General features: G+C 67.9%; 25 protein-coding genes. 15 read left to right on the forward strand and 10 right to left on the reverse strand.

The genetic code is table 11. The annotated features are described in order from the left end of the window. Positions 1–101: 101 nt before the first annotated feature. The 6 genes from RWQ91_RS15155 (at position 102) to RWQ91_RS15180 (ending at position 4847) form a co-directional block, all read left to right on the forward strand. Entirely contained in the window at positions 102–932 is an 831-nt protein-coding gene (locus RWQ91_RS15155) for a DUF559 domain-containing protein (protein ID WP_314507665.1), read from the forward strand. 235 nt (positions 933–1167) lie between these two features. After that, positions 1168–1599 (forward strand): 50S ribosomal protein L11, encoded by a 432-nt coding sequence (gene rplK, locus RWQ91_RS15160; RefSeq protein WP_314507668.1) that lies wholly within the window; start codon positions 1168–1170, stop codon positions 1597–1599. Positions 1600–1613: 14 nt separating this feature from the next. Beyond that, on the forward strand, positions 1614–2303 hold the full coding sequence (rplA, locus tag RWQ91_RS15165) for a 50S ribosomal protein L1 (protein ID WP_314507670.1): 690 nt from the start codon (positions 1614–1616) through the stop codon (positions 2301–2303). A gap of 211 nt (positions 2304–2514) precedes the next feature. Continuing rightward, a complete protein-coding gene (locus RWQ91_RS15170) occupies positions 2515–3321 on the forward strand; it encodes an amino acid ABC transporter substrate-binding protein (protein ID WP_314507673.1) in 807 nt (268 codons plus the stop codon). Positions 3322–3376: 55 nt separating this feature from the next. Further along, entirely contained in the window at positions 3377–4042 is a 666-nt protein-coding gene (locus RWQ91_RS15175) for an amino acid ABC transporter permease (RefSeq protein ID WP_314507675.1), read from the forward strand. Then, on the forward strand, positions 4029–4847 hold the full coding sequence (locus tag RWQ91_RS15180; RefSeq protein ID WP_314507676.1) for an amino acid ABC transporter ATP-binding protein: 819 nt from the start codon (positions 4029–4031) through the stop codon (positions 4845–4847). The genes RWQ91_RS15175 and RWQ91_RS15180 overlap by 14 nt, the downstream gene beginning before the upstream one ends. Before the next feature lie 2 nt (positions 4848–4849). Here the strand turns inward: RWQ91_RS15180 and RWQ91_RS15185 are convergent, their stop codons facing one another. Beyond that, positions 4850–5119 (reverse strand): acylphosphatase, encoded by a 270-nt coding sequence (locus RWQ91_RS15185; RefSeq protein WP_314507678.1) that lies wholly within the window; start codon positions 5117–5119, stop codon positions 4850–4852. A gap of 59 nt (positions 5120–5178) precedes the next feature. On the opposite strand from RWQ91_RS15185, the gene RWQ91_RS15190 reads away from it, so the two are divergent. Further along, entirely contained in the window at positions 5179–5532 is a 354-nt protein-coding gene (locus RWQ91_RS15190) for a DUF1801 domain-containing protein (protein ID WP_314507680.1), read from the forward strand. Between the two features lie 18 nt (positions 5533–5550). Here the strand turns inward: RWQ91_RS15190 and RWQ91_RS15195 are convergent, their stop codons facing one another. Beyond that, the gene (locus RWQ91_RS15195) at positions 5551–6207 is read right to left on the reverse strand and encodes a LysE/ArgO family amino acid transporter (RefSeq protein ID WP_314507686.1); all 657 of its coding nucleotides are present in this window, start codon (positions 6205–6207) and stop codon (positions 5551–5553) included. Between the two features lie 68 nt (positions 6208–6275). On the opposite strand from RWQ91_RS15195, the gene RWQ91_RS15200 reads away from it, so the two are divergent. Continuing rightward, complete coding sequence (locus tag RWQ91_RS15200; protein WP_314507689.1) at positions 6276–7202, forward strand: LysR family transcriptional regulator ArgP; 927 nt, start codon at positions 6276–6278, stop codon at positions 7200–7202. Here RWQ91_RS15200 and RWQ91_RS15205 read toward each other — a convergent pair. The 4 genes from RWQ91_RS15205 to RWQ91_RS15220 all read right to left on the reverse strand — a co-directional run bounded on the left by RWQ91_RS15205 (position 7189) and on the right by RWQ91_RS15220 (position 11344). Next, the gene (locus RWQ91_RS15205) at positions 7189–8220 is read right to left on the reverse strand and encodes an NADP-dependent oxidoreductase (protein ID WP_314507692.1); all 1032 of its coding nucleotides are present in this window, start codon (positions 8218–8220) and stop codon (positions 7189–7191) included. The two genes, RWQ91_RS15200 and RWQ91_RS15205, sit on opposite strands and share 14 nt — an antisense overlap. A 149-nt stretch (positions 8221–8369) precedes the next feature. After that, entirely contained in the window at positions 8370–8825 is a 456-nt protein-coding gene (locus RWQ91_RS15210; RefSeq protein WP_314507754.1) for a MarR family transcriptional regulator, read from the reverse strand. A gap of 12 nt (positions 8826–8837) precedes the next feature. Next, positions 8838–10556 (reverse strand): MDR family MFS transporter, encoded by a 1719-nt coding sequence (locus RWQ91_RS15215; protein WP_314507695.1) that lies wholly within the window; start codon positions 10554–10556, stop codon positions 8838–8840. Positions 10557–10681: 125 nt separating this feature from the next. Further along, the gene (locus tag RWQ91_RS15220; RefSeq protein ID WP_314507757.1) at positions 10682–11344 is read right to left on the reverse strand and encodes a YqaJ viral recombinase family protein; all 663 of its coding nucleotides are present in this window, start codon (positions 11342–11344) and stop codon (positions 10682–10684) included. Between the two features lie 297 nt (positions 11345–11641). Between RWQ91_RS15220 and RWQ91_RS15225 the strand changes: the two genes are divergently transcribed. Further along, positions 11642–12625 carry a hypothetical protein gene (locus RWQ91_RS15225; protein ID WP_314507698.1) on the forward strand — a complete coding sequence of 328 codons (984 nt, stop codon included), beginning with the start codon at positions 11642–11644 and terminating at the stop codon, positions 12623–12625. Between the two features lie 96 nt (positions 12626–12721). Here the strand turns inward: RWQ91_RS15225 and RWQ91_RS15230 are convergent, their stop codons facing one another. Then, on the reverse strand, positions 12722–13123 hold the full coding sequence (locus RWQ91_RS15230; RefSeq protein ID WP_314507701.1) for a heme-binding protein: 402 nt from the start codon (positions 13121–13123) through the stop codon (positions 12722–12724). Between the two features lie 40 nt (positions 13124–13163). After that, positions 13164–14384 carry a formaldehyde dehydrogenase, glutathione-independent gene (gene fdhA, locus RWQ91_RS15235; protein WP_314507702.1) on the reverse strand — a complete coding sequence of 407 codons (1221 nt, stop codon included), beginning with the start codon at positions 14382–14384 and terminating at the stop codon, positions 13164–13166. Between the two features lie 128 nt (positions 14385–14512). On the opposite strand from fdhA, the gene RWQ91_RS15240 reads away from it, so the two are divergent. The 3 genes from RWQ91_RS15240 to rplL all read left to right on the forward strand — a co-directional run bounded on the left by RWQ91_RS15240 (position 14513) and on the right by rplL (position 17124). Then, a complete protein-coding gene (locus RWQ91_RS15240) occupies positions 14513–15802 on the forward strand; it encodes a LuxR C-terminal-related transcriptional regulator (RefSeq protein ID WP_314507704.1) in 1290 nt (429 codons plus the stop codon). Between the two features lie 379 nt (positions 15803–16181). Further along, entirely contained in the window at positions 16182–16697 is a 516-nt protein-coding gene (rplJ, locus tag RWQ91_RS15245; RefSeq protein WP_091708211.1) for a 50S ribosomal protein L10, read from the forward strand. Between the two features lie 40 nt (positions 16698–16737). After that, positions 16738–17124 (forward strand): 50S ribosomal protein L7/L12, encoded by a 387-nt coding sequence (gene rplL / locus RWQ91_RS15250; protein ID WP_314507710.1) that lies wholly within the window; start codon positions 16738–16740, stop codon positions 17122–17124. Positions 17125–17172: 48 nt separating this feature from the next. Here the strand turns inward: rplL and RWQ91_RS15255 are convergent, their stop codons facing one another. Next, on the reverse strand, positions 17173–18135 hold the full coding sequence (locus RWQ91_RS15255) for a glycosyl hydrolase family 32 (RefSeq protein ID WP_314507712.1): 963 nt from the start codon (positions 18133–18135) through the stop codon (positions 17173–17175). A gap of 33 nt (positions 18136–18168) precedes the next feature. Continuing rightward, a complete protein-coding gene (locus RWQ91_RS15260; protein WP_314507715.1) occupies positions 18169–19218 on the reverse strand; it encodes a LacI family DNA-binding transcriptional regulator in 1050 nt (349 codons plus the stop codon). 250 nt (positions 19219–19468) lie between these two features. Here RWQ91_RS15260 and RWQ91_RS15265 point away from each other — a divergent pair, with 250 nt between their 5' ends. The 3 genes from RWQ91_RS15265 to RWQ91_RS15275 all read left to right on the forward strand — a co-directional run bounded on the left by RWQ91_RS15265 (position 19469) and on the right by RWQ91_RS15275 (position 22861). After that, entirely contained in the window at positions 19469–20800 is a 1332-nt protein-coding gene (locus RWQ91_RS15265) for an ABC transporter substrate-binding protein (RefSeq protein WP_314507718.1), read from the forward strand. A 142-nt stretch (positions 20801–20942) separates the two neighbouring features. Next, entirely contained in the window at positions 20943–21911 is a 969-nt protein-coding gene (locus RWQ91_RS15270; protein WP_314507720.1) for a sugar ABC transporter permease, read from the forward strand. After that, on the forward strand, positions 21908–22861 hold the full coding sequence (locus tag RWQ91_RS15275) for a carbohydrate ABC transporter permease (RefSeq protein WP_314507722.1): 954 nt from the start codon (positions 21908–21910) through the stop codon (positions 22859–22861). The genes RWQ91_RS15270 and RWQ91_RS15275 overlap by 4 nt, the downstream gene beginning before the upstream one ends. Positions 22862–22880 lie beyond the last annotated feature (19 nt).

The following is a 22880-nucleotide window of genomic DNA, read 5'->3' on the forward strand; positions in this document are numbered from 1 at the left end:
CACGCGCTGTCGCCTCCTCCCCAGCGGTTCAGCCCGCGCGCGGCATCCCCGTCGCACGCGGGACGCGAGCGATGCACCCCGCGGAGCGGGAGCCTGCCGGGATGGGATACGTGAGGGATGCCGTCGTCGCAGCGGGCGGAGTGGCCCGCGTCGCCACGCTGAGAGCTGACGGGCTGCCGCGCCGCGCGATCGCGCAGGCAGTTTCGGTGCAGGCGCTGATCCGCCCGCGCAACGGCTGGGTTGCACTGCCGGACGCCGATCCTCTGCTCGTGGCGGCCGCGCGCGCCGGGGTCGTGCTCTCCTGCATCACGCAGGCCGAACGGCTCGGGCTCTGGGTGTTCAGTGACGGGGCGGTCCACGTCGCGGCCCCGCAGCATCGGCATGTCGGCGAGGTCAAGACCGGCACTCGGGTGCATTGGTCCCGCCCACTCGTGCCGAGGCATCCCGATGCTCTCATCGACCCCATCGAGAACGTCCTGGCGGCGGTTGCGAGCTGCCAGCCCCACGAACGGGCGCTCGCCGTCTGGGAATCGGCATTGCGGCACACGCTCGTGACGCGAGAATCGATGAGAAGGATGCCGCTGCCCGCGGTGGCGCGCTCGCTGCTGGAGAGCTGCTCGCTGCATTCGGACTCCGGGCTCGAGACGTTCATACCGGTACGCCTCCGGTTCCTCCGCCTGCAGATCCGTCAGCAGGTGTGGCTCGCGGGGCATCCGGTCGATTTCCTCATCGGCGACCGCCTCGTGCTTCAGATCGATGGCGGACACCACGTCGGGTCCCAGCGGCGCAGCGACATCGCCCACGACGCGCAGCTGACGCTCATGGGCTACCACGTGATCCGCATCGACTACGTGCAGGTCATGACGGGCTGGCCGGATGTGCACGATGTGATCGTGCGCGCCGTCGCGCAGGGACTTCACCGGGCGGCGTGAGGAATGACGGAGTTGTGCACGATGACGGAAGACTCGGCCCTGCGGCATCCGTCATTGTGCACATCTCCGTGATCCTGCCCGCGGGAGTCCGGGTGGAGCAGGCCGGGAGTAACGGGAAGCTGATCGGGTAGACTAGAGAGGTTGCGCCCATCGCGCGACGAAACCCCACCGCGTCCAGGGCTTGCCTGGTTCGCGGAAGCGCGCCCGGATCGGGCGCTCGAAACGAAGGAACACAATGGCACCGAAGAAAAGGGTGACCGGGCTGATCAAGCTGCAGATCAAGGCAGGTGCGGCCAACCCCGCACCGCCCATCGGTCCGGCACTGGGTCAGCACGGCGTCAACATCATGGAGTTCTGCAAGGCGTACAACGCCGCGACGGAGGCCCAGCGCGGCAACGTCATCCCCGTGGAGATCACCGTCTACGAGGACCGCAGCTTCACGTTCATCCTCAAGACGCCCCCGGCGGCCGAGCTGATCAAGAAGGCAGCCGGCGTGTCGAAGGGCTCGTCGACCCCGCACACGACCAAGGTGGCCAAGCTCACCAAGGCGCAGGTGCGCGAGATCGCCGAGGTCAAGCAGCCCGACCTGAACGCGAATGACATCGAGGCCGCCTCGAAGATCATCGCCGGCACCGCCCGCTCCATGGGCATCACGGTTGAGGACTGAGGGGGATAACGACCATGGCTACCAAGTCCAAGGCCTACCAGGCCGCCGCCGCGAAGATCGCGGCTGACAAGTTCTACACGCCCACCGAGGCCGTCGCGCTGGCGAAGCAGACCGGCTCGGCGAAGTTCGACTCGACCGTCGAGGTCGCGCTCAAGCTCGCCGTCGATCCCCGCAAGGCGGACCAGATGGTGCGCGGCACCGTCATCCTGCCCCACGGCACGGGCAAGACCGCTCGCGTCATCGTGTTCGCGACGGGTCCGGCCGCCGAGGCCGCGATCGCCGCGGGCGCAGACGAGGTCGGTGGCGCCGAGCTCATCCAGCGCGTCGCCGACGGCTGGACCAACTTCGACGCCGCCGTGTCGACCCCTGAGCTCATGGGCCAGGTCGGTCGCCTCGGAAAGGTGCTGGGTCCGCGTGGCCTGATGCCGAACCCGAAGACCGGCACCGTGACCCCCAACCCGGCCAAGGCCGTCGAGGAGATCAAGGGCGGAAAGATCGAGTTCCGCGTCGACAAGCACGCCAACGTGCACTTCGTCGTGGGCAAGGCGTCCTTCTCGGAGGACCAGCTCGACGAGAACCTCAAGGCTGCGCTCGAGGAGATCATCCGCCTCAAGCCGTCCAGCTCGAAGGGTCGCTACATCCAGAAGGGCGCGGTCTCGACCACGTTCGGCCCCGGCATCCCGCTGGATGTCAACGCGCTCTGAGCATTCTGTGGTCGAGTAGCGCGAAGCGCATCGAGATCCGCGAAAGGGGCTCCGCCGGAAGGCGGGGCCCCTTTCCGTGCGCGGGGCCCGCTGGCCCCGCGCGAGGAAACGAAACGTAACCCGATGCGCCTCGGACACTGAGGGCATGCTGTACTGGAGGGTCCTGCCCGGTGAGACCGGGCCGAAATCCCCCCCCAGGAGCAACACAGCCATGTCACGCCGTACCCGTTTCGCCACGCTCGCCGCCCTCACCGCCTCCGCAGCCCTCGTCCTCGCGGGCTGCAGCGGCTCCTCGGCGCCTGCGTCCTCTTCCGCCGACGACGATCTCGGGCTGGTCTCGGCCGGTACCCTCACCGTCGCGACCGAGGGCACGTATCGCCCGTTCAGCTTCCACGACGAGACCGGCGAGCTCGTCGGCTTCGACGTCGAGATCGCCGAGGCCGTCGCCGACAAGCTCGACCTGGAGGTGAAGTTCCAGGAGACGCAGTGGGACGCGATCTTCGCGGGGCTCGAGGCCGGACGCTTCGACCTCATCGCGAACCAGGTGTCGATCAACCCCGAGCGCGAGGAGAAGTACCTCTTCAGCGCGCCGTACACCGTCTCTCCGGGCGTCATCGTCGTTCCCGAGGACGACGACTCGATCTCGAGCTTCGCCGACCTGGCCGGAAAGACCACCGCCCAGTCGCTCACCAGCAACTGGTACGAGCTCGCTCAGGACAGCGGCGCCACCGTCGAGGCCGTGGAGGGCTGGGCGCAGGCTGTCGCGCTGCTCACGCAGGGACGGGTCGATGCCACCATCAACGACGAGCTGACCTTCCTGGACTACGAGAAGACGGACGGCCCGACGGGACTGAAGATCGCCGCGGAGACCGATGACCCCGCCAGCAGCGCCTTCGCGCTGACGAAGGACAAGCAGGCCCTCGTCGATGCGATCGACGAGGCGCTGTCCGAGCTGCGCGACGAGGGCGTGCTCGCCGAGATCAGCGAGAAGTACTTCGGAGCCGACGTCACGTCGTAGCCCGGACGATTCCGGCCGCCGCCTCGGGCGGTGGTCGACACGGTGAGGAGGGCGCATGAACGAGACCTGGACGCTGGTCGTCGAATCGTTCTGGCCGCTGCTGTGGGCCGGCCTTCGCGGCACCATTCCGCTCGCACTGGCCTCTTTCGCGATCGGGCTCGTGCTGGCTCTCGGCGTGGCGCTGATGCGCATCTCGTCGAATCGGGTGCTGTCGAACATCGCCCGCTTCTACATCTCGGTGATCCGGGGCACGCCGCTGCTGGTCCAGCTGTTCGTGATCTTCTACGGCCTGCCGTCGCTGGGCATCGTGGTGGACCCGTGGCCCGCGGCGATCATCGCGTTCTCGCTGAACGTGGGCGGCTATGCGGCGGAGATCATCCGCGCCGCGATCCTGTCCGTTCCCAAGGGGCAGTGGGAGGCCGGTCACACCGTCGGGCTCTCGCACACCCGGACGCTGACCCGCATCATCCTGCCGCAGGCCGCTCGAGTCTCCGTACCTCCTCTGTCGAACACGTTCATCTCGCTCGTCAAGGACACCTCGCTCGCCTCGCTCATCCTGGTCACCGAGCTGTTCCGCCAGGCGCAGATCATCGCGGCGTTCACCTACGAGTTCATGACGATCTATCTGGAGGCGGCGTTCATTTACTGGATGTTCTGCCTGGTGCTCTCGGCCGGACAGAGCGCGCTGGAACGGAGGCTCGACCGCTATGTCGCCCATTGACACGCCCGGCTCCGACCCGCTCGCCCCACCGGTGGCGGCCTCCGGAGAGCTCCTGCTGCGGGTGACGGGCCTGACGAAGAGCTTCGGCGCAACGCCGGTGCTCAAGGGAGTGGACTTCGAGGTGCGCCGCGGCGAGGTGGTGTGCCTCATCGGCCCGAGCGGATCGGGCAAGACCACGGTGCTGCGCACGCTCAACGGACTCGAGACACCCGACGGCGGCACGATCGAATTCGCGGATGCCGCACCCGTCGACTTCGCGAGGCCGCCGACCAAGGCACAGCGCATCGCGTTGCGCGACAGGTCTGCGATGGTGTTCCAGCAGCACAACCTGTTCCCGCACCTGACAGTGCTCCAGAACGTGATCGAGGGTCCCGTCCGCGCCCACCGGGTCCCGAAGGCCGCGGCGATCGCCCGGGCCGAGGAGCTTCTCGAACGGGTGGGCCTGACCGAGAAGCGCGACGCGTTCCCGTTCGAGCTGTCCGGCGGTCAGCAGCAGCGGGTCGGCATCGTGCGTGCTCTCGCGCTGCAGCCTGATCTGCTCCTGTTCGACGAGCCCACGAGTGCGCTCGACCCCGAACTGGTCGGGGAGGTGCTGGTCGTGCTGAAGGAGCTCGCCGATGACGGGTGGACGATGGTCATCGTCACGCACGAGCTCGCCTTCGCCCGGGAGGTGGCCGACGAGGTGCTCTTCTTCGACGACGGCGTGATCCTCGAGCGCGGGGCGCCGCAGGACCTGCTGGTCAATCCGCAGCACGAGCGCACGCGGCGCTTCCTGGACCGCATCCTGCGGCCCTTCGAAGGCTGAGCTCAGCCCCGTACCTCGAAGCCGTGCGCGCCGGTGGGAGCGGCATCCGTCACCATGGCCGTCTCGACGCTCGCGCCGGGTGGTCCCTGCGCCATCCAGGCCAGCACTTCGTCGACCTGCGCGTCGGTGCCTTCGATCTCGGCTTCCACGCTGCCGTCACGGAGGTTGCGCACCCAGCCGCTCGCCCCCGCTTCGTCGGCGACCATGCGCAGCGTGTAGCGGTAGCCGACCCCCTGCACCATGCCGTTCACCCTCACGTGGACGCGCTTCATGGGTCCATCGTGCCGGGAAGGCCGTGCGAAGGCCAGGCGGGCGATGCCAGGATGCCGACATGGGAACCGTCGATGAGTACCTGAACGAACTCGACCCCGACGACCGCGCGGCGATCGAGCGGGTCTACCGCCTCGCGCACGGCGAAGTGCCCGATTCCGAGCAGGGCAAGGGCTATGGGATGGCCGCGCTCATCTACCAGGGAAAGCCGCTGTTATCGGTGATGCGGGCCAAGAAGCACATCGGCATCTACCCGTTCAGTCCGGATGCCGTCACCTCGGTCGCCGCCCAGGTGCAGGCGGTGCCCGGCAGCGGTCTGGACAAGGGGACGATCCGCTTCCAGCCCGAACACCCGCTGCCGGACGAGGTGATCCTCGCCCTCGTCCGCTTCCGCCGCGATCAGATCGACCGCTGACCTGCTTGCGGCGGGGGCTCAGTGCGGCAGGACCAGGCTCACCCCCATCAGTATCATGACGACGGCGATCACCGCGTCGAGGATGCGCCATGCCCGGGGAGTGCTCAGCCATCTGCCGAGATAGCGCGCGCCGAAGGCGAGTCCGAAGAACCAGACCACGCTGGCGAGCATCGCCCCGGCGGCGAAGATCCACCGGTCTTCGCCGTGTGTGTTCGCCACCGTTCCGAGAAGGAACACCGTGTCGAGGTACACGTGCGGATTCAGCCAGGTCAGCGCGAGGCAGGTCAGTGCGACCGGAAGCGCCTTGGTCGCCGTCAGCATGGCGAGAGGCGCCGTGCCGTGCGGCGCGGCCGAAGAGGCGTCGGCGCCCTCGGCCTCGAGCGTGTGCCCGGACGGCCGCCAGGCGCGCCGTGCCGCCAGCAGGCCGTAGCCGACGAGGAAGACCGCGCCCGCCCAGCGCACCACGTCGACCAGCCACGGCACCGCGTGCAGCACCAGGCCGACGCCCGAGACACCCAGGGCGATCAGTGCCGCGTCCGAGACGGCGCAGATGGCCGCGACGAGCACGACGTGCTCGCGCCGCAGCCCCTGGCGCAGCACGAAGAGGTTCTGCGCGCCGATCGCGATGATGAGCGAAAGGCCGAGACCGATGCCGGCCAGGAGTGGGGAGATCACGCTTCGACGCTAGGCGGCTCAGGATATTCAGTCCAGTTCATGATTCTCACGTTGCATTAGCATGACTGATGATGCGCATCCCACCGGAGCTGGCCGACACCCTCGCCGTGGTGGTCGATGAGGGCACGCTGGATGCGGCCGCGCGCCGCCTGCACATCACACCTTCGGCGGTGAGCCAGCGGATCAAGACGCTCGAGCAGCAGCTCGGCCGCGTTCTGCTGGTGCGCTCCAAGCCGGCGCGGCTCACGGAGGCCGGCACCGCCGTGGTGCGCATGGCACGGCAGATGGCGCTGCTCGAGCATGACGCCCTCGCGCAGCTGGGTGGTGACGGCGAGGAGGGTGCGCGCACGCCCGTACCCTTGGCGGTGAATGCCGACTCGCTCGCGACCTGGTTCCTCGAGCCGCTCGCGCGCCTGTCGCAGCGGCATCCGGTCGTGTTCGAATTGCACCGCGACGACCAGGACTTCACCGCAGCGCTGCTCGAATCCGGCACCGTCATGGGGGCGGTCACCTCCCGCGCGACGGCGGTTGCCGGGTGCCGGGTCAGCGGCCTCGGGGCCATGCGCTACGAGGCCGTGGCCACCCCCGCGTTCGTGGAGCGGTGGCTGCCCGGGCCCGGGTCGCTCACCGAGCTCGGCAGCGCGCCGCTCGTGGACTTCGACCGTCGTGACGATCTGCAGACCCGCTGGCTGGCTGTGTGCGGCATCGACGGCGCGCGGGTCGGCCGGCACTTCGTACCCGCGTCGAACGACTTCGCCGCGGCCGTCCGTCACGGGCTGGGCTGGGGGCTTCTGCCGCGGTTCCAGTCGCAAGAGGCGTTGGATGCCGGAACCCTGGTGCTGCTGGGCGGACCGCCGATCGACGTGCCCCTTTACTGGCAGCAGTGGAATCTGCGCTCGCCCCTGCTGGATGCGATCGCCGATGAGATCGTGGGGGAGGGGCGCCGCGTGCTGGCCCCGCTCGAGGAAGCGGACGGACCGGTCAGTCGTCGCTGACGCGGAGCACGATCTTCCCCCGCGTGTGACCCTTCTCCAGCTCGGTGTGCGCTGCGGCGGCATCCGCCAGATCGAAGACGCGGTCGATGTAGACCTGCACCGCTCCGGAGTCCAGCAGCCGGCCGACGGTGGCCAGCGCGCCTCCGTCGGGGATGACCTTGTAACCGGTGGCGCGGACCGCGACCGCCGCTGCTGCCTCGGCGTACCCGGGCCAGGAGCCCGAGGGAACCAGGATGTAGAGGCCGCCCGGCCGGATGACCGTGAGCGAGCGCTCACCGGTCCTGTCGTGGACGTTGCCCACGAGGTCGATGACGACGTCGACCTCGGCCACGACGTCCTCGAATCGGGTGGTCGCGTAGTCGATCACGACCGAGGCGCCCAGTTCCCGCAGCCAGGACGCGTTGCGGCCGGATGCGGTCACGGTCACATGCGCACCGAAGTAGGCGGCGAACTGGACGGCGAAATGGCCCACCCCGCCGCTGCCGGCGTGGATGAGGATCCGCTGCCCCTCGTGGGCGTGCGCCGTCTCGACCACCAGACCCCACGCGGTGAGGGCGGCCAGCGGAACACCCGCCGCTTCGACGTGCGACAGCGAGGCGGGCTTGCGCGCCACGGACTGCGAGGGAACGACGGCGTATTCGGCGTAGCTGCCGCCCGACCGGGGGAACGGCACCATGCCGTAGACGGCGGTACCCGGGGGCAGCGGGTGGGACTCATAGGGCGCCCGCACGACGATGCCGCTGAAATCGAATCCCAGCGCCGCCGGGTACGAGGCGATGGCCGCAGAAACGCCCGCACCGCTGCGGGTCTTCGCGTCGATGGGGTTGATGCCCGCTGCGACGACGCGCACGAGGAGTTCGCTCAGGATCGGAGTGGGGACCTCGACCGACGACGAGTGAAGGGAATCGGGGGACCCGGTGGCGTCTATCACCGCCGCCCGCATCGTCTCGGGGGGATCTGCGACCGCGACCGGGATGGACTCGGGAACGGACGCGGGTCGCAGCGGCCGGAATCTCATGGGTCGCTCCTTCCGGGTGCATGTCGGCTTCGGCAGCACTCGTTTGCTGGTGGACCCAGTCAAGCCTGACTATGTCTCGCCCGTGTTACGCGGGTGCTACCGGCTGAACAAGCCGGGCCGGAAGTTTCGTGTGGCCGCCGAGCACGGGATCAGGGCGTCTCGCCGGCGGTGAGCGCGTGCAGCAGTCGCGTGAGATCGCTGATCTGCTCGACCGACCACCCCTCCAGGGTGTCCAGAAGGACGCTCTCCTGCGGAGCCCGGGCGGCCGCCAGGCGCTCCAGGCCGCTTGCCGTCGGGGAGAGCAGGCTCGATCTGCCGTCGGCAGGATCCGGTGTGCGGGTGACCAGGCCCAGCTCCTCGAGTTCGCGCACCGTGCGACTGATCTGGCCCTTGTCGGCCATGAGCGACTCGGCGAGGCTGGACAGGGTCACGCTCTCGCGGCGCACGATCGTGGTGAAGACCTTGTATGCGCCGGGAAGCATGCCCGGGCTCACCCGCTGCGCGTTGTCAGCGAGTACCCGCCGCATGCGGCTGATCAGCTCGCCGAACTCGGACTCGAGGGCGCGCACCGCGTCGGTGCGCGCTCCTCGTGTTTCGTCGTCCATCACCGTCGGAGACTACCGGTTCGCGCGGCGCGAGTCGGACGAAGCGGACTCGCGGGTCGCGGCATCCGGAATTCGATTCGTGCCCGTCCCGGCGAGCACCTCCATGCCCTCCGGCACCGAGACGGTGGCCAGGTCCGCTTCACTTGCGCGCATGCGCTCGCTGGTGGTCATGCGCGTCAGCGGGGTGTTCGGCAGGAAGACGATCGCGATGAGGCTCACCACGGCGAAGGGGACCGCGATGAGGAACGAGTGCGAGATCCCCTGGGCGTAGATGTCCTCGAAGATGACCCGCAGCGATTCGGGCATGGCGGAGACCTGGGGCAGCGTGCCCGACGACAGCGTGTCGGCCCACTTCTGCGCATTCGCGCCGAGGCCCGCGATCGCGGTGGCGATGTCGTCCTTGCCCGAGGAGACCAGTTCGGTCACCCGTGCCGCGAGGGCGGCGCCCATCAGGGAGACGCCGATCGTGCCGCCGAGGCTGCGGAAGAACGTGACGCCCGAGCTGGCGACGCCGATCTCGCTCGGGTTCGAGGTGTTCTGCACGACCAGGACGAGGTTCTGCATCGTCATGCCGACGCCGGCGCCCAGAAGGAACATGTACAGCGACACGAGCGCGAAGTTCGTGTCGTAGTGGATCGTCGAGAGCAGGTACGACCCGGCGATCAGCAGCGCCCCGCCGAGGATGAGGAACGGCTTCCATGTGCCGAGTCGCGTGATGAGCGCGCCGACGCCGATCGAGGCCAGCAGCAGCCCCGCGATCATCGGGATCGTCATGAGACCTGCCTGGGTCGGCGTGGCGCCCCGGGCGAGCTGCATGAACTGGCTGAGGAACACCGACGCGCCGAACATCGCGATGCCGGTGGCGATCGAGGCGATCACCGCCAGGGTGAACGTGCGGTTGCGGAACATCGAGAGCGGGATGAGCGGCTCCTTCGCGCGCAGCTCGGTGACGATGAACAGGATCGTGCCGAGCACCGCGCCGCCGACCATCAGGAGCGTCTCGATGCTCCACCACTCGAACGAGTCGCCGGCGAGGGTCACCCAGATCAGCAGCAGCGAGACGGCTGCCGAGAGGAACACGATGCCGAAGTAGTCGATCGACACCTTGCGCTTGGCGCGGGGAACGACGTGCAGGGTGCGCTGCAGGATGATGAGCGCGAGCACCGCGAAGGGAAGGGCGACGTAGAAGTTCCAGCGCCACCCGAGCGTGTCGGTGATGACGCCGCCCAGCAGCGGGCCGCCGATCGTGGCGACGGCCATCACGGCGCCGAACAGGCCCATGTAGCGGCCGCGCTCACGCGGGCTGATGATGTCGGCCATCAGCACCTGGCTGAGGGCGGCCAGACCGCCGGCGCCGATGCCCTGCACCGCGCGGAAGGCGATGAGCATCTCCGGGCTCTGCGAGAAGCCCGCGGCTGCGGTGGCGAGCACGAAGATGGCGATCGCGATCTGGATGAGCAGCTTGCGGTTGAACAGGTCGGCGAGCTTGCCCCAGATCGGTGTGGAGATCGCCGTGGTCAGCAGGGTCGCGGTCACGACCCAGGTGAAGGAAGCCTGCGTGCCGCCCAGATCGTGGATGATGACCGGCAGCGAGGTGGAGACGACGGTCGAGGCGAGCATCGAGACGAACATGCCGAGCAGCAGCCCGGACAGGGCCTCGAGCACCTGGCGGTGCGTCATCTTCGGCGCCTGGAGTTCTTCGGTGGCGTGAGGGGTTGGGGGCGTGGACATGGCATCCTTCGGAGCGTGCGAACGGGGATGTCGGCAACGGCGGCGACTTGTTGATCTGAGTCAACTGTTGAACTAGGTCAACTATATAGGTAATGGTTGACGGGCGTCAACTATTCCCGTTCGGGTCAGTCTGCGAGGGCGAGGGCGCGGAAGGGCTCGCGCGGCGTGGGGCGCGGCATCCGCTGATCTTCGAGCGTTCGGCGGGACAGCATGGTGCGCCGGTGGAGTTCGTCGATCAAGGTCGTGGCCAGGCGCACCAGCGTGCCGATCTCGGCCTCGTCGCGATCGACCCAGGCGCACCGGGGCTCGTCGTCGACCGGGACGAAGCCGTCGTGCTCCTCCCAAGCAACGAGCGTGCGCTCGGCACCGAGGACATGCTGCTGCCACCACACCTGACGCAGATACGACCGGGGGATGCTGCGCCACGACTTGTTGGTCGTCTTGATCTCGCAGAGGATCACGCGGCCCTCGGAGTCGATGACCACGCCGTCGGGGGTGGCGAGGTGCCGCTTCTCGACCTCGGCGTGGAACAGGGCGCTCGAGGGCAGGATGCCGTGGGTCGCGGCGACCCAGCGGGCGATCTCCGGCTCGCGGACGCGGCCGTGCGCGGTGTACGCGTTGCCGGAGAACCCGGAGCCCATGAGCTTGGCGTCAGCGGCCTTGGCGATCGCGTTGGTCGAGGTCAGGCTCGCGACATCGGTCGCGGTGATCCCTCGCGAGCGCGCGCGCGTCCAGGCGACCCGATCGCGGGAGTCCGCGACGATCCGCGCGGCGAGCACGGGATGCATCGCGGCGAGTTCTGGGGTCACGTGTTCGAGGCTAACCCCGCGGCGGGACATCGTGCGCCCGCGTCCTCGCGTGTCCGGGAGACGGCTGCCATGACGGCGAGGTCCCTTCGCGTTTGCGCGAGATCACCCCGTGTTCGCGAAGTCACCCGCCGCCATCGCAGGGGGCGCGTGATCTCGCGAAGAACAGGTGATCTCGGGCGTTGTGGGGACTCCTCCCCAACTACCCGAGTCGGCGGGAAGTCCGCTGATGCAAGGATCTGCACCGCGCACCGGAGAGGCGCGCGTCACGATTCTCACGTGCGCAGCCTCCGCCTTGTCGAACTGAGGGACTCGGTCCGGACGCGAGAGCAGCTGCTCATCGACGGCTGGCCCGCGTGCGAACTGGATCGGACGGGTCCGGGCGCGAGCTTTCGACGCGTGCACCGTAATCGCTTCGTGTCGTCGGAGCTGTGGGCAGATCTCTGGCCCGAGTCCCGCCATCGGATCGAGCTGTGCGCTGCCGTTCAGGAGATGCGGGGCGGAGCCGGCGTCGCTTCACACCTCTCCGCCGCCGTCGCATGGGGGCTGCCGCTGTTCCGGCACGTTCCGCGCGAGGTCGAGTTCACGATCCACGGACGTCTGCGCGCCGCGACGCGGGCGGGAATCCGCCGACACCTCAACGCACTGGATCAATCCGATGTCGTCGTGATCGACGGCGTTCGATGCACCTCGCTCGAGCGGACGGTCTTCGATGTGGCGCGCGTATACCGGGCAGAGGTGGCCCTGGCGTGTATGGACGCAGCACTCAGGTCGATCTCGGTTGACGGTCAGAACTGGGATGCCGGTGCGCATGCGGCTTGGAAGGACCGGATGTCTGCGAGGGCACGCGAAAGCGCGGGCGCACGCGGCATCAAACAGGCGCGTCGGCTCATCGACATCGCTGACGGTCGCGCCCAGTTGCCCGGCGAGAGCGTGAGTCGCCTTCAACTTCTCCGCCTCGGATTCGCTCGGCCCGACCTGCAGGTGCCCGTCGCCGGTCCCGCGGGCCGGACCTACTGGGTGGACTTCAGGCTGGGCGATGTCGCGGCGTGGGGTGAGTTCGACGGCAAAGACAAGTACCTCGACGAAGCCATGCGCCGCGGCAAGACCATCGAAGAAGTGGTGCTCGATGAGAAGAAGCGCGAGGACTGGATCCGAGGCACCACTCAGGGGCGCTTCGCTCGCTGGGGAGACGAGCACATCGGGAGCCCGCAGGCCCTTCGCGTCCGACTCGCTGCTTTCGGCATCCATCCTCCGCGTTGAGCCGCGAGATCACCCGCTGTTCGCGAATCCGCACATTGCACACAGCGACAGTGGGTGATCTCGCGAACAGAGGGTGATCTCGCGAAAGAGGCCGGGCTACAGCCCCGCGACTCCGGCCTCGGCGACCGAGTGGTCCTGCTCGCCCGAGCCGCCGCTGACACCCACGGCGCCGACGACGACTCCGTCGCGGACGAGGGGGATGCCGCCGGCGAAGATCGCGACCTTGCCGCCGTTCGTGTTCTGGATGCCGAAGAACTGCTGGTTCGGCTGCGAGTTGTCTCCGAGGTCCTTCGTGGAGATGTCGAACGCCTTCGAGGTCCAGGCCTTGTTGATCGAGATGTTGACGCTGCCGATCCAGGCGCCGTCCTGCCGGACATGGGCGACGAGATTGCCGCCCGAGTCGACCACGGCGATGTTCATCGGCTGACCGATCTCGGTCGCCTTCTTCTCGGCGGCGGCGATGACGCGACGGGCGTCTTCGAGGGTGACGGTGGACATGGGTGTGCTCCTAGCGTGTTCGGTGTACTCGGGATGGGGTTCAGGCGGCGATGTAGCCGTTGGGGTTGAGGACGTACTTGGTCGCGGCCCCGGCGTCGAACTCGGCGTAGCCCCGGGGGGCGTCGTCGAGCGAGATGGCCTTGGCGTTGACGGCGGCGGCGATGTGCACCTTGTCGTGCAGGATCGCCATCATCAGCTGCCGGTTGTAGCGCATGACCGGGCACTGGCCGGTCGTGAACGACAGCGACTTCGCCCACCCGGTGCCGAGGCTGATCGAGAGCGACCCGACTTTGGCGGCATCGTCGACGGCGCCCGGATCCCCGGTCACGTACAGACCCGGGATGCCGACCGCCCCGCCAGCGGCAGTCACATCCATCAGCGAGTTCAGCACCGTCGCCGGCGCCTCCTTCGCGGACGCGCCGTGCCCTTCGCTGCGCGCTTCGAAGCCGACGGCGTCGACCGCGGCGTCGACCTCGGGTACGCCGAGCAGCTGCTCGAGCTGGTCAGGTACGGCGCCGGAGCCGACATTCACGGTCTCGCATCCGAAGCTGCGGGCCTGGGCGAGGCGGTCCTCGTTCAGGTCTCCGACGATGACGACGGCGGCGCCCAGGAGCTGCGCTCCCGCGGCGGCGGCAAGACCCACCGGCCCCGCGCCGGCGATGTAGACCGTGGAGCCGACGCCGACTCCGGCCGTGACCGCTCCGTGGAAGCCGGTCGGGAAGATGTCGGACAGCATCGCGAGGTCGAGGATCTTCTCCAGAGCCTGATCGCGGTCGGGGAAGCGCAGCAGATTCCAGTCCGCGTAGGGCACGAGGACGTACTCCGCCTGACCGCCCACCCAGCCGCCCATGTCGACGTAGCCGTAGGCGCTGCCGGGGCGGTCGGGGTTGACGTTGAGGCAGATGCCGGTCTTGCCCTCCTTGCAGTTGCGGCATCGCCCGCAGGAGATGTTGAACGGCACCGAGACGATGTCGCCGACCCGGATGAACTCGACATCGGGGCCGACCTCGACCACCTCTCCGGTGATCTCGTGGCCGAGCACCAGCCCGGCGGGAGCCGTGGTGCGTCCGCGGACCATGTGCTGGTCGGAGCCGCAGATGTTCGTCGCCACGGTGCGCAGGATCGCGCCGTGGGGGATCTTGCGACCCACGTTGGCCGGGTTCACACCGGGGCCGTCGTGCAGTTCGAAGTCGGGGTAATCGGTGTCGATCACCTTCACGACTCCAGGCCCCTCATAGGCGACCGCTCTGTTTCCAGACATCTTCGTCCTCTCTCCCGACCCGTCGTACCGGCTCTCTTCGAGACTGTCTGGTTCGTTCGAGTGGGTCGATCGCTCCTCGGGGTCGTTGTGCCCACCCGAACGGGTAGCGGCGTCCCTAGGGTGGGGGGATGACCTCCGTGCAGAGCCATCCGGTCGACGACGTCGTCGAGCGGGACCTCATCCTCATTCGCGGACTCGCGGACGTGTTGACCGCGCCGCCGGCTCTCATGCCTCGTCGGCTCTCGATGCTGCTGCATCCGATGGTCACCCACTCCGCCCTCGTGTTCCTCGTCGCCGATGCCACCGGAGGTCAGCGCTACGGCACCGGAGCTGCCGCGTTCGTCGACGGAGTCTCGTTCCTCGCGCTGGACGAAGTGCGCCGCCTCCTGCACCCGGGTCATACGCGTCGCGCGGTGATCGCCACCGCGACGGGCCAGATCGAGGCCCTGCACGCGGTGTCGGGCAACGGCGCGCTTCTCGTGCTGGCCGAGCCCGGCGATTCGCGGGCGGATGCCGCCGTCCTCGCGCTCTGGAACATCGTCGCCCTGCGCGCGCAGGAGCTGGCCGACGCCGCGCCGCCCGACTACCTGCAGCTGGCGCGGGCGACGTCGAGCGTGCGCATGGAGGCGCTGACGGAGCTGGCCGATCAGTACTCCACGACGCTGGAGTCGGTGCTCGCGGCGCTGCGCTCGACCACGCTCGATGATCGGTCGGCCCGCCGCACCGCGACGCAGATCGCGGCCGAGGGCATGGTGCACCTGCGAACGGCGAGCGACAGAGTGCGCACGTTCACCGAAGAGCCGGTGACCTCAGCGTTCGAGCGCCTGCGCGATGACCTGCGCCCGCTCGTGCGCTACCGCGACATCGATGTCCAGTTCGTCGAGCCGCCGGTCGACGGCCGCGCCCTGCCGAGCGAGATCGCCCACGGGGCGCGCGCCGTGGTACGGGGGTCGATCCTCGCCCTCGTCGACCGGCACGATGTCAGCCGCGTGCGCGTGCAGTGGGACTGCGACGGCACGAACCTGCTGATCAACGTGCGCGATGACGGCCCCGGAGACCTGTCCGAAGAGAGCGTGCAGCTCCGGCTGGTCCGCCAGCGGGTCCTCGCCCTCAACGGCCGGCTCGCGTTCGAGGCCACGCCGGGATGGGGGACCGAGATGTCGGTGGTGATGCCCCTGGATCCGCCGCCCGCGCTGTCCGCCGCTCCTCCGGCCTGGGATCTCGGGCCGCGCGAGGGCGAGGTGCTGGAGCTCCTGATCGCCGGGCAGCGCAACCGCGAGATCGCCGCGCACCTGGGCATCAGCGAGAACACTGTCAAGTTTCACGTCGCGAAGATCTTCCGCAAGCTCGGAGTCGCCTCCCGCGCCGAGGCGACGGCCTTCGTCCTGGCGCACCGCCCGGGCACCGGCGGCCGGTGAGCGAGCGGCCCTGCGCGAGATCACCCGCTGTCCGCGAGATGACACGCCCCGTGCGGCGGGGGAGGGTGACCTCGCGAACACGGGGTGATCTCGCGCAAGGGCGCGGGGAGGCGGCGGCGATTTTGCGCGGCGGCGGGCATCGCGTAACCTGGAACCCAGCCGAAGACCGCTGGTCATCGACGTGCGTGCAAGCGTACGGAGATCGAAGCTCTGCAGTGCAGGGGCCCGCGCAGGTGTACGACACGAATCTCCTCCGAGAATCCAGCTCCGTGCGCTTGCGCCGGAGCTCTTTTCATCTGTCGAGTTGAGAATCGATGAGCGGATGCCGTCGGCCGGCGCCCCGCCATCGTGGAGCGTCTCGTACACACAAGGAGTGGCCATGGCGCAGAAGGATGCATCGGTCGCCGAGCTCACGAAGCATTTCGAGGACTCGACCGCCGTTCTGCTGACCGAGTACCGCGGTCTGACGGTTGCCCAGCTCAAGGAGCTGCGCAACAGCATTCGTCAGGACGCGGAATACGCCGTGGTGAAGAACACGCTGACCAAGATCGCTGCCAACAAGGCCGGGATCTCCACGCTGGACGAGGACCTCAAGGGTCCCTCGGCCATCGCTTTCGTGCACGGTGACCCGGTCTCCGTCGCGAAGGGTCTGCGCGCCTTCGCCAAGGCACACCCTCTTCTGGTGATCAAGGGCGGGTACTTCGACGGTGCCGCCCTGACCGCCGATGAGGTCAACAAGCTCGCTGACCTTGAGAGCCGTGAAGTCCTGCTGGCGAAGCTCGCCGGTGCGATGAAGGCCTCGCTGTTCGGCGCCGCATATCTGTTCAACGCACCGCTGTCGAAGGCCGTTCGCACGGTCGACGCGCTGCGTGAGAAGCAGGAGTCCGCCGCCTGATCAGGGCGCGGCTGACAGAAACCCAAGCAAGGAGAAAATCATGGCAAAGCTCAGCACCGACGAGCTGCTCGACGCGTTCAAGGAGCTCACGCTCATCGAACTGTCGGAGTTCGTCAAGAAGTTCGAGGAGACCTTCGAGGTCACCGCCGCGGCGCCCGTCGCCGTTGCAGGCCCGGCTGCTGCCGGTGCCGCCCCCGCCGAAGAGGTCGAGGAGCAGACGGCGTTCGACGTCGTGCTCGAGGCCGCCGGCGAGAAGAAGATCCAGGTCATCAAGGTCGTCCGCGAGCTCACCGCTCTCGGCCTCGGCGAGGCCAAGGCCGTCGTCGACGGTGCACCGAAGGCTGTCCTGGAGGGCGTCTCCAAGGAGGCGGCCGAAAAGGGCAAGGCTGCTCTTGAAGAGGCCGGCGCGACCGTCACCCTCAAGTAGTCACTTCTTCACGAAGAAGGCCCCGGATGCTGCATCCGGGGCCTTCTTTCACGTTCCGGGTCGTTCGACCACCAGCCTGTCGCCGTCCCAGGCGACCGGCATCCCGTCGGTGATGCCCCCGACGAACTCGCCGTCCGGGCCGAAGTTGCGGAACGCGAACAGCAGCCACCTGCGGTCGTCGCGGGGGCGCAGCAGGCGACCGACGTACAGGTCCTGGTCGGCCAGCGGGTAGGCGCGATCGATGTGGAAGGGGCCGGTGAGCGAGTCTGCCGGCGCCGCCCAGATCGCGCCGCCCGGGAACGCCGCACGGCGTCCCTCTGAGGCCTGAGGGGGCAGGCAGGAGAAGATCAGCACGGGCCGGCCTTCGATCTCCTCCACCTGCATGACCTCGAGCTGGCCGAAGCCGTCGTCCGCGGGTGAGCTGAGCGGTGGTCCGACCTGCCAGCTGCGCAGGTCGGGCGAGGTGGCATGCCCGACGACCCCGCGATCGAGCGAATCGCCGTCGGTGGCCCGGGCGGTCACGAGCAGGTGCCAGCCGCCCCCGGCGGGATCGCGGTAGACCCACGGGTCCCGCCACGTCTCCTCGTTCCAGGGGGATGTCGCCGCCTGCTCGTACCAGCGCGGATCGGCGGTGACGACCGGATCGGCTCCGGCCTTGTCCCACGTCATCAAGTCGGGCGAGGTGGCGAAGCCCAGGCGCTGCACGTTGCGCCCCTCCTCGAACTGGATGCCGGTGTAATACAGGTGCCACACGCCGTCATCGCCTCGGACGACGCTGCCCGTCCATGTCGCCACGTCATCGAACGCCGGAGCGTCGCCGCGCACGAGCGCATCCTCGACGCGCCGCCAGGAGACGAGATCGTCCGAGATGGCATGGCCGATCGAAGCCCGCAGGTGCCTGCGGTCCGGGTCGTGCAGTGCCCGCGATGCGTAGAGGAAGAACAGATGGTACCGGTCGCCGTCGTCGGCGAACCAGAAGTCCCAGACCCAGGAATCGGGCAGGTCGAACACGGATGACTCCTTCGAGGTGGTGGTGGATGCCGCTCAGCGGGGGCTGTGACGGCGCGCGTCGATCGCGACGGCGGAGCTGCGGGGATCCAGCGCCGCAGTGGAGTTGCGGACGACCAGCTGTGCCTGCATCCGCACGGTCCTCGTGGCCAGACTGGGGTCGTCCAGGTGCGCCAGCAGCAGGTCGACGGCGACGCGGCCCTGCTCGCGCGGCGATTGCCGCAGGGTGGTGAGGGCGAACATGTCAGCGAACTCGTGATCGTCGATGCCGATCACGCTGAGGTCGCTGGGCACCTGCACACCCAGCCGCCGGGCGGCGATGATGGCGCCGATCGCCACTTCGTCGCACGTGGCGACGATCGCCGTCGGCCGGGCACGGGAATCGCCGAGAGCGTCGACGGCCGAGGCGTACCCGCCGGGCAGTGTGACCTCCGAGAAGATGTGCACGACGTGCTCGGCGAGACCGGCACCCTCCATCGCGCTGAGGTAGCCGTTGAGGCGGCGACGGTCGACCTGTGCCCAGTGGGTGGTCGTCCCCCCGCCCAGGAAGGCGATCTCGCGATGTCCCAGCGCGATGAGGTGCTCGGTCGCCCGCCGGGCGACATAGTCGTCGTCGATCTCGACGACCGTCGTCGCATCTCCCGAGCCCACGACGCTCACGATCGGCCGGCCGATCGTCACCAGCCGGTCGATCTCCTGATGATCCGGCTCTAGTCCGACCGCGATCAGGCCGTCGAACCGCTTGCGCGCGAGGAAGTCCTCGAAGATGCGGTGACGCCCGTCCGAGCCGGGCTTGGCGTCGTACAGCGTGAGGTCCAGTCCCTGCTCGAGCAGGGACTGCTGGATGCCCTCCAGGACCTCGGCGAAGAACCACCGGTTCACGTACGGCATGACCACGCCGACGTTCTGCGTGCGACCCGTGGCCAGGCTCACCGCGCTCGTCGAGGGGACGTAGCCGATGGATGCCGCGGCATCGTGCACGCGACGCCGGGTGTCCTCGGACACGTAGCCGGTGGCCCCGAGGGCGCGGCTGGCGGTGGACTTGGACACCCCCGCGAGGCGTGCCACCTCCGCTATGCCGCTCACGTGTCTGCCCTTCGACGGAGATCACAGATCACGCCCGGCGCGGATCCGTGCCAGCATACGAGATCCCGACCTTTATGGGAACGGTTCCAGGACATCGTCATCCTGCAGTGGTCGCGGAAAATCAACACTTGCTAAGTGCCCACTAAATCTGTGGTTGTGCGCCTTGTCAAGATCCAATACGTTGTGTGGAAGCGGTTCCCGAAGCGACCGCGCCACGAGGGCATCGTGGACTCAAAGAGGAGAAGCACACATGGGCATGTCACAGCACAGACGTATCCTTGCGCCGGTTGTCGCGCTGGGAGTCGTCGGATTGGCGCTCGCCGGCTGCACCGGCGGAGGCGGCGACAGCGGCGATGGCGGGGGAGACGGAGGAGAGGTCTCGATCCTCGGCGGATTCACCGACGCGCAGGCGGCGGCCTTCCAGGCCGACCTCGACAAGTGGAGCGAGACGTCGGGCATCAAGGTGCGCTACGACGGCAACACCGACTTCCAGACAGCCGTCATCGCGCGAGCCACGGCGGGCAACCCGCCCGACATCGCGATCTACCCCCAGCCGGGCGTCCTGAAGAGCCAGACGCAGACGCTGTTCCCGCTCGAGGACATCGGGATCGACGTCGAAGCGGTCACGGCCGATGAGGCGAACGGCCTCGGCGATATCGCCGTCGTCGACGGCCAGACGTTCGGTCTGCCGTACTCGATCAACGTCAAGTCGCTCGTCTGGTACAACCCGGCCGCCTTCGAAGCCGCAGGGCTCACGGTGCCGACCACGGACGAGGAGATGAGCGCTGTCCAGCAGACCATCATCGACAGCGGCCTGGGTTACCCCTGGTGCGTCGGCCTCGAGTCCGGCGGCGCGACCGGATGGCCGGCCACCGACTGGCTCGAGGAGTACGTGCTGCGCTATGGCGGTCTCGAGGAGTACAACTCCTGGATCGCGGGCGACACGCTCTTCAACAGCCCGACCGTGAATGAAGCGGGCGACAAGGTGGCGGACGAGCTGCTCACCGAGGGCAAGATCAACGGCGGCGGCGCAGCCGCGGCGACCACGTCGTTCCAGACCGCCGGCAACCAGCTGTTCGTCTCCGGCAAGGAGAACGGCCAGTGCTTCATGATGCGTCAGGGATCGTTCATCGCGGACTTCTTCCCGGACGACATCAAGGCGCAGATCCAGGACGGCGACCTGTCGAACATCGACTTCTTCCAGCTGCCTTCGCCGGAGGGAACCGACACGGCGATGCTCGGTGGCGGTGACCTGGTCGGTGCCTTCACCGACTCGGACGATGTCAAGCAGGTCGTCGAATACATCACGGGTCCGGAGTTCGGCACGAACGGATACGCCAGCCAGGCGATCTTCCTTTCGCCGCACAACGACTTCGACACGTCGTTCTACACCACGGAGTTCCAGAAGAAGGCCCAGGAGCTGCTCGCGGCTTCGACGCTCTTCGGGTTCGACGCTTCGGACCAGATGCCCGGCGAGGTCGGAGCCGGCACCGAGTGGAGCGAGCTGACGAGCTGGTTCTCGGGTCAGAAGAGCATGGAACAGGCCTTCGACGCGATCGACGCGTCGTGGCCCGACCGTTGATCTGAGATCGACGCTCCGCTCAGGCGGAGAGGGGCGGCGCCGGGCACCGCGCACCGGCGCCGCTCCCCACTAGCATCACCATCATCCTCACAAAGACGTCAGGCGGTATTCGATGGGCCCCGTATTCAGTGCACTCATATCCGTGGTCTTGGGCCTCGGCATCTCCTTCCTCATCTTCTGGCTGCTCAACTTCATCGTCGAGAAGACGAACGACAAGACCAAGACGCGGCTGCTGCCGTACGTGTTCCTGCTGCCGGTGATCGTCCTGGTCGCGGTCTTCCTGCTCTATCCGGCTCTGCGCACGTTCGTGGAGAGCTTCATGAAGCAGAGCCAGCGGCGCGGTGAGGGAGCGACCTTCGTCGGATTCGACAACTACGTCTCCCTGTTCACGGACCCGAACTTCATCAGCGTCCTGATCAACAACCTGCTGTGGGTGCTGGTCGTGCCCGCGGCGACCGTGCTGGTCGGGCTTCTCGTGGCGATCCTCACCGACCGTCTCGGCAAGCGGCGTGAGCAGTCGTTCAAGGCCATGATCTTCATCCCGATGGCCATCAGCGGTATCGCGGCGGCCGTGACGTGGCGCTTCATCTACTTCTACGCGCCTCCGGGCAATCCGCAGATCTACCTGTTGAACGCGATCTGGACCGGAGTCACCGGCCAGGATCCGATCCCCTGGCTCACGATCGATGCCGCTCGGGTGAACAGCTTCCTGTTGATGTTCATCGTCATCTGGCTGCAGGTCGGCTTCGCGATGGTGCTGCTGTCGGCGGCGATCAAGGGCGTGCCGGAAGAGACCATCGAGGCCGCGCGTCTGGACGGCGCCAGCGAGCGGAAGACCTTCTTCCTCGTGATCGTCCCGCAGATCCGCGGCACTGTGCTGGCCGTCTTCGTCACCGTCACGATCTTCGTCATGAAGAGCTTCGACATCATCTACGCCATGACCGGCGGGCAGTACAACACCAGCGTGCTGGTCGTCGAGTTCTACTCGCAGCTGTTCAGCTTCCAGAACCCGGGCAAGGCCGCGGCCGTGGTGATCGTGCTGATGGTCGCCGTGATCCCGCTCATCGTGTACCAAGTCCGCAGCTACAAGTCGCAGGAGGAACTCCGATGACCCTCATCCCGACCCCGATCGTCGACGAAGAAACGGGCAAGCGCGAGTCGGTCGACGTTCAGGCCAAGACCAAGAAGCGCAATGCGGACGGCACTGAGAAGCAGAAGCCCCGCGTCCTGATCACGATCATCATGGCGATCATCGCGATCGCCTGGCTGTTCCCCCTCCTCGGTCTGCTGATCACGAGCTTCCGCAGCAAGGCCGACGTGGACGCCACCGGGTGGTGGACGGTCTTCCTGAACCCGTTCGGACAGGACTGGACCTTCGATGCGTTCGCGCAGGCGTGGACGGCGCTGGATGCCGGAACGACCTTCTGGAACTCGGTCGCCGTCACGGTCCCCGCGACGGTCCTCCCCGTGATGATCGCCGCGATGGCCGCTTACGCGTTCACGTTCTTCGAGTTCCGCGGCAAGGAGATCTACTTCGCAGTGATCCTCGCGCTCATGGTGGTTCCCATCCAGATCGCGGTGATCCCGATCCTGCAGCTGTTCGTGTGGTTCGGGAACACGACGGGCATCCAGATCATCGGGCAGTACCCCGCCGCCTGGATCGTGCACGCGACGTTCGCGATGCCGCTGGCGATCTACATCCTGCGCAACTACATGCAGACGCTGCCGAACTCGCTGATCGAGGCAGCTCGTGTCGACGGGGCCAGCCACTTCCAGATCTTCTGGCGGCTGATCGTGCCGATGTCGGTGCCCGCACTGGCCTCGTTCGCGATCTTCCAGTTCCTGTGGGTGTGGAACGACTTCTTCGTGGCCTACCTGTTCATCCAGAGCGGCCCGAACCAGGTGCTCACGCAGGGGCTGTACACCCTGCTCGGGCAGTACGGTCAGGGCTGGCAGCGCGTCGCGGCGGGCTCGTTCATCACCCTGGTGGTGCCGCTGGTGATCTTCTTCGCCCTGCAGCGCTTCTTCGTCCGCGGTCTGACGGCCGGTTCCGTCAAGTAGCAGTTGCGCACGGCCGATC

Origin of the sequence: uncultured Microbacterium sp., assembly GCF_963524805.1 — a bacterium.
In the GTDB taxonomy this organism is placed as follows: domain Bacteria; phylum Actinomycetota; class Actinomycetes; order Actinomycetales; family Microbacteriaceae; genus Microbacterium.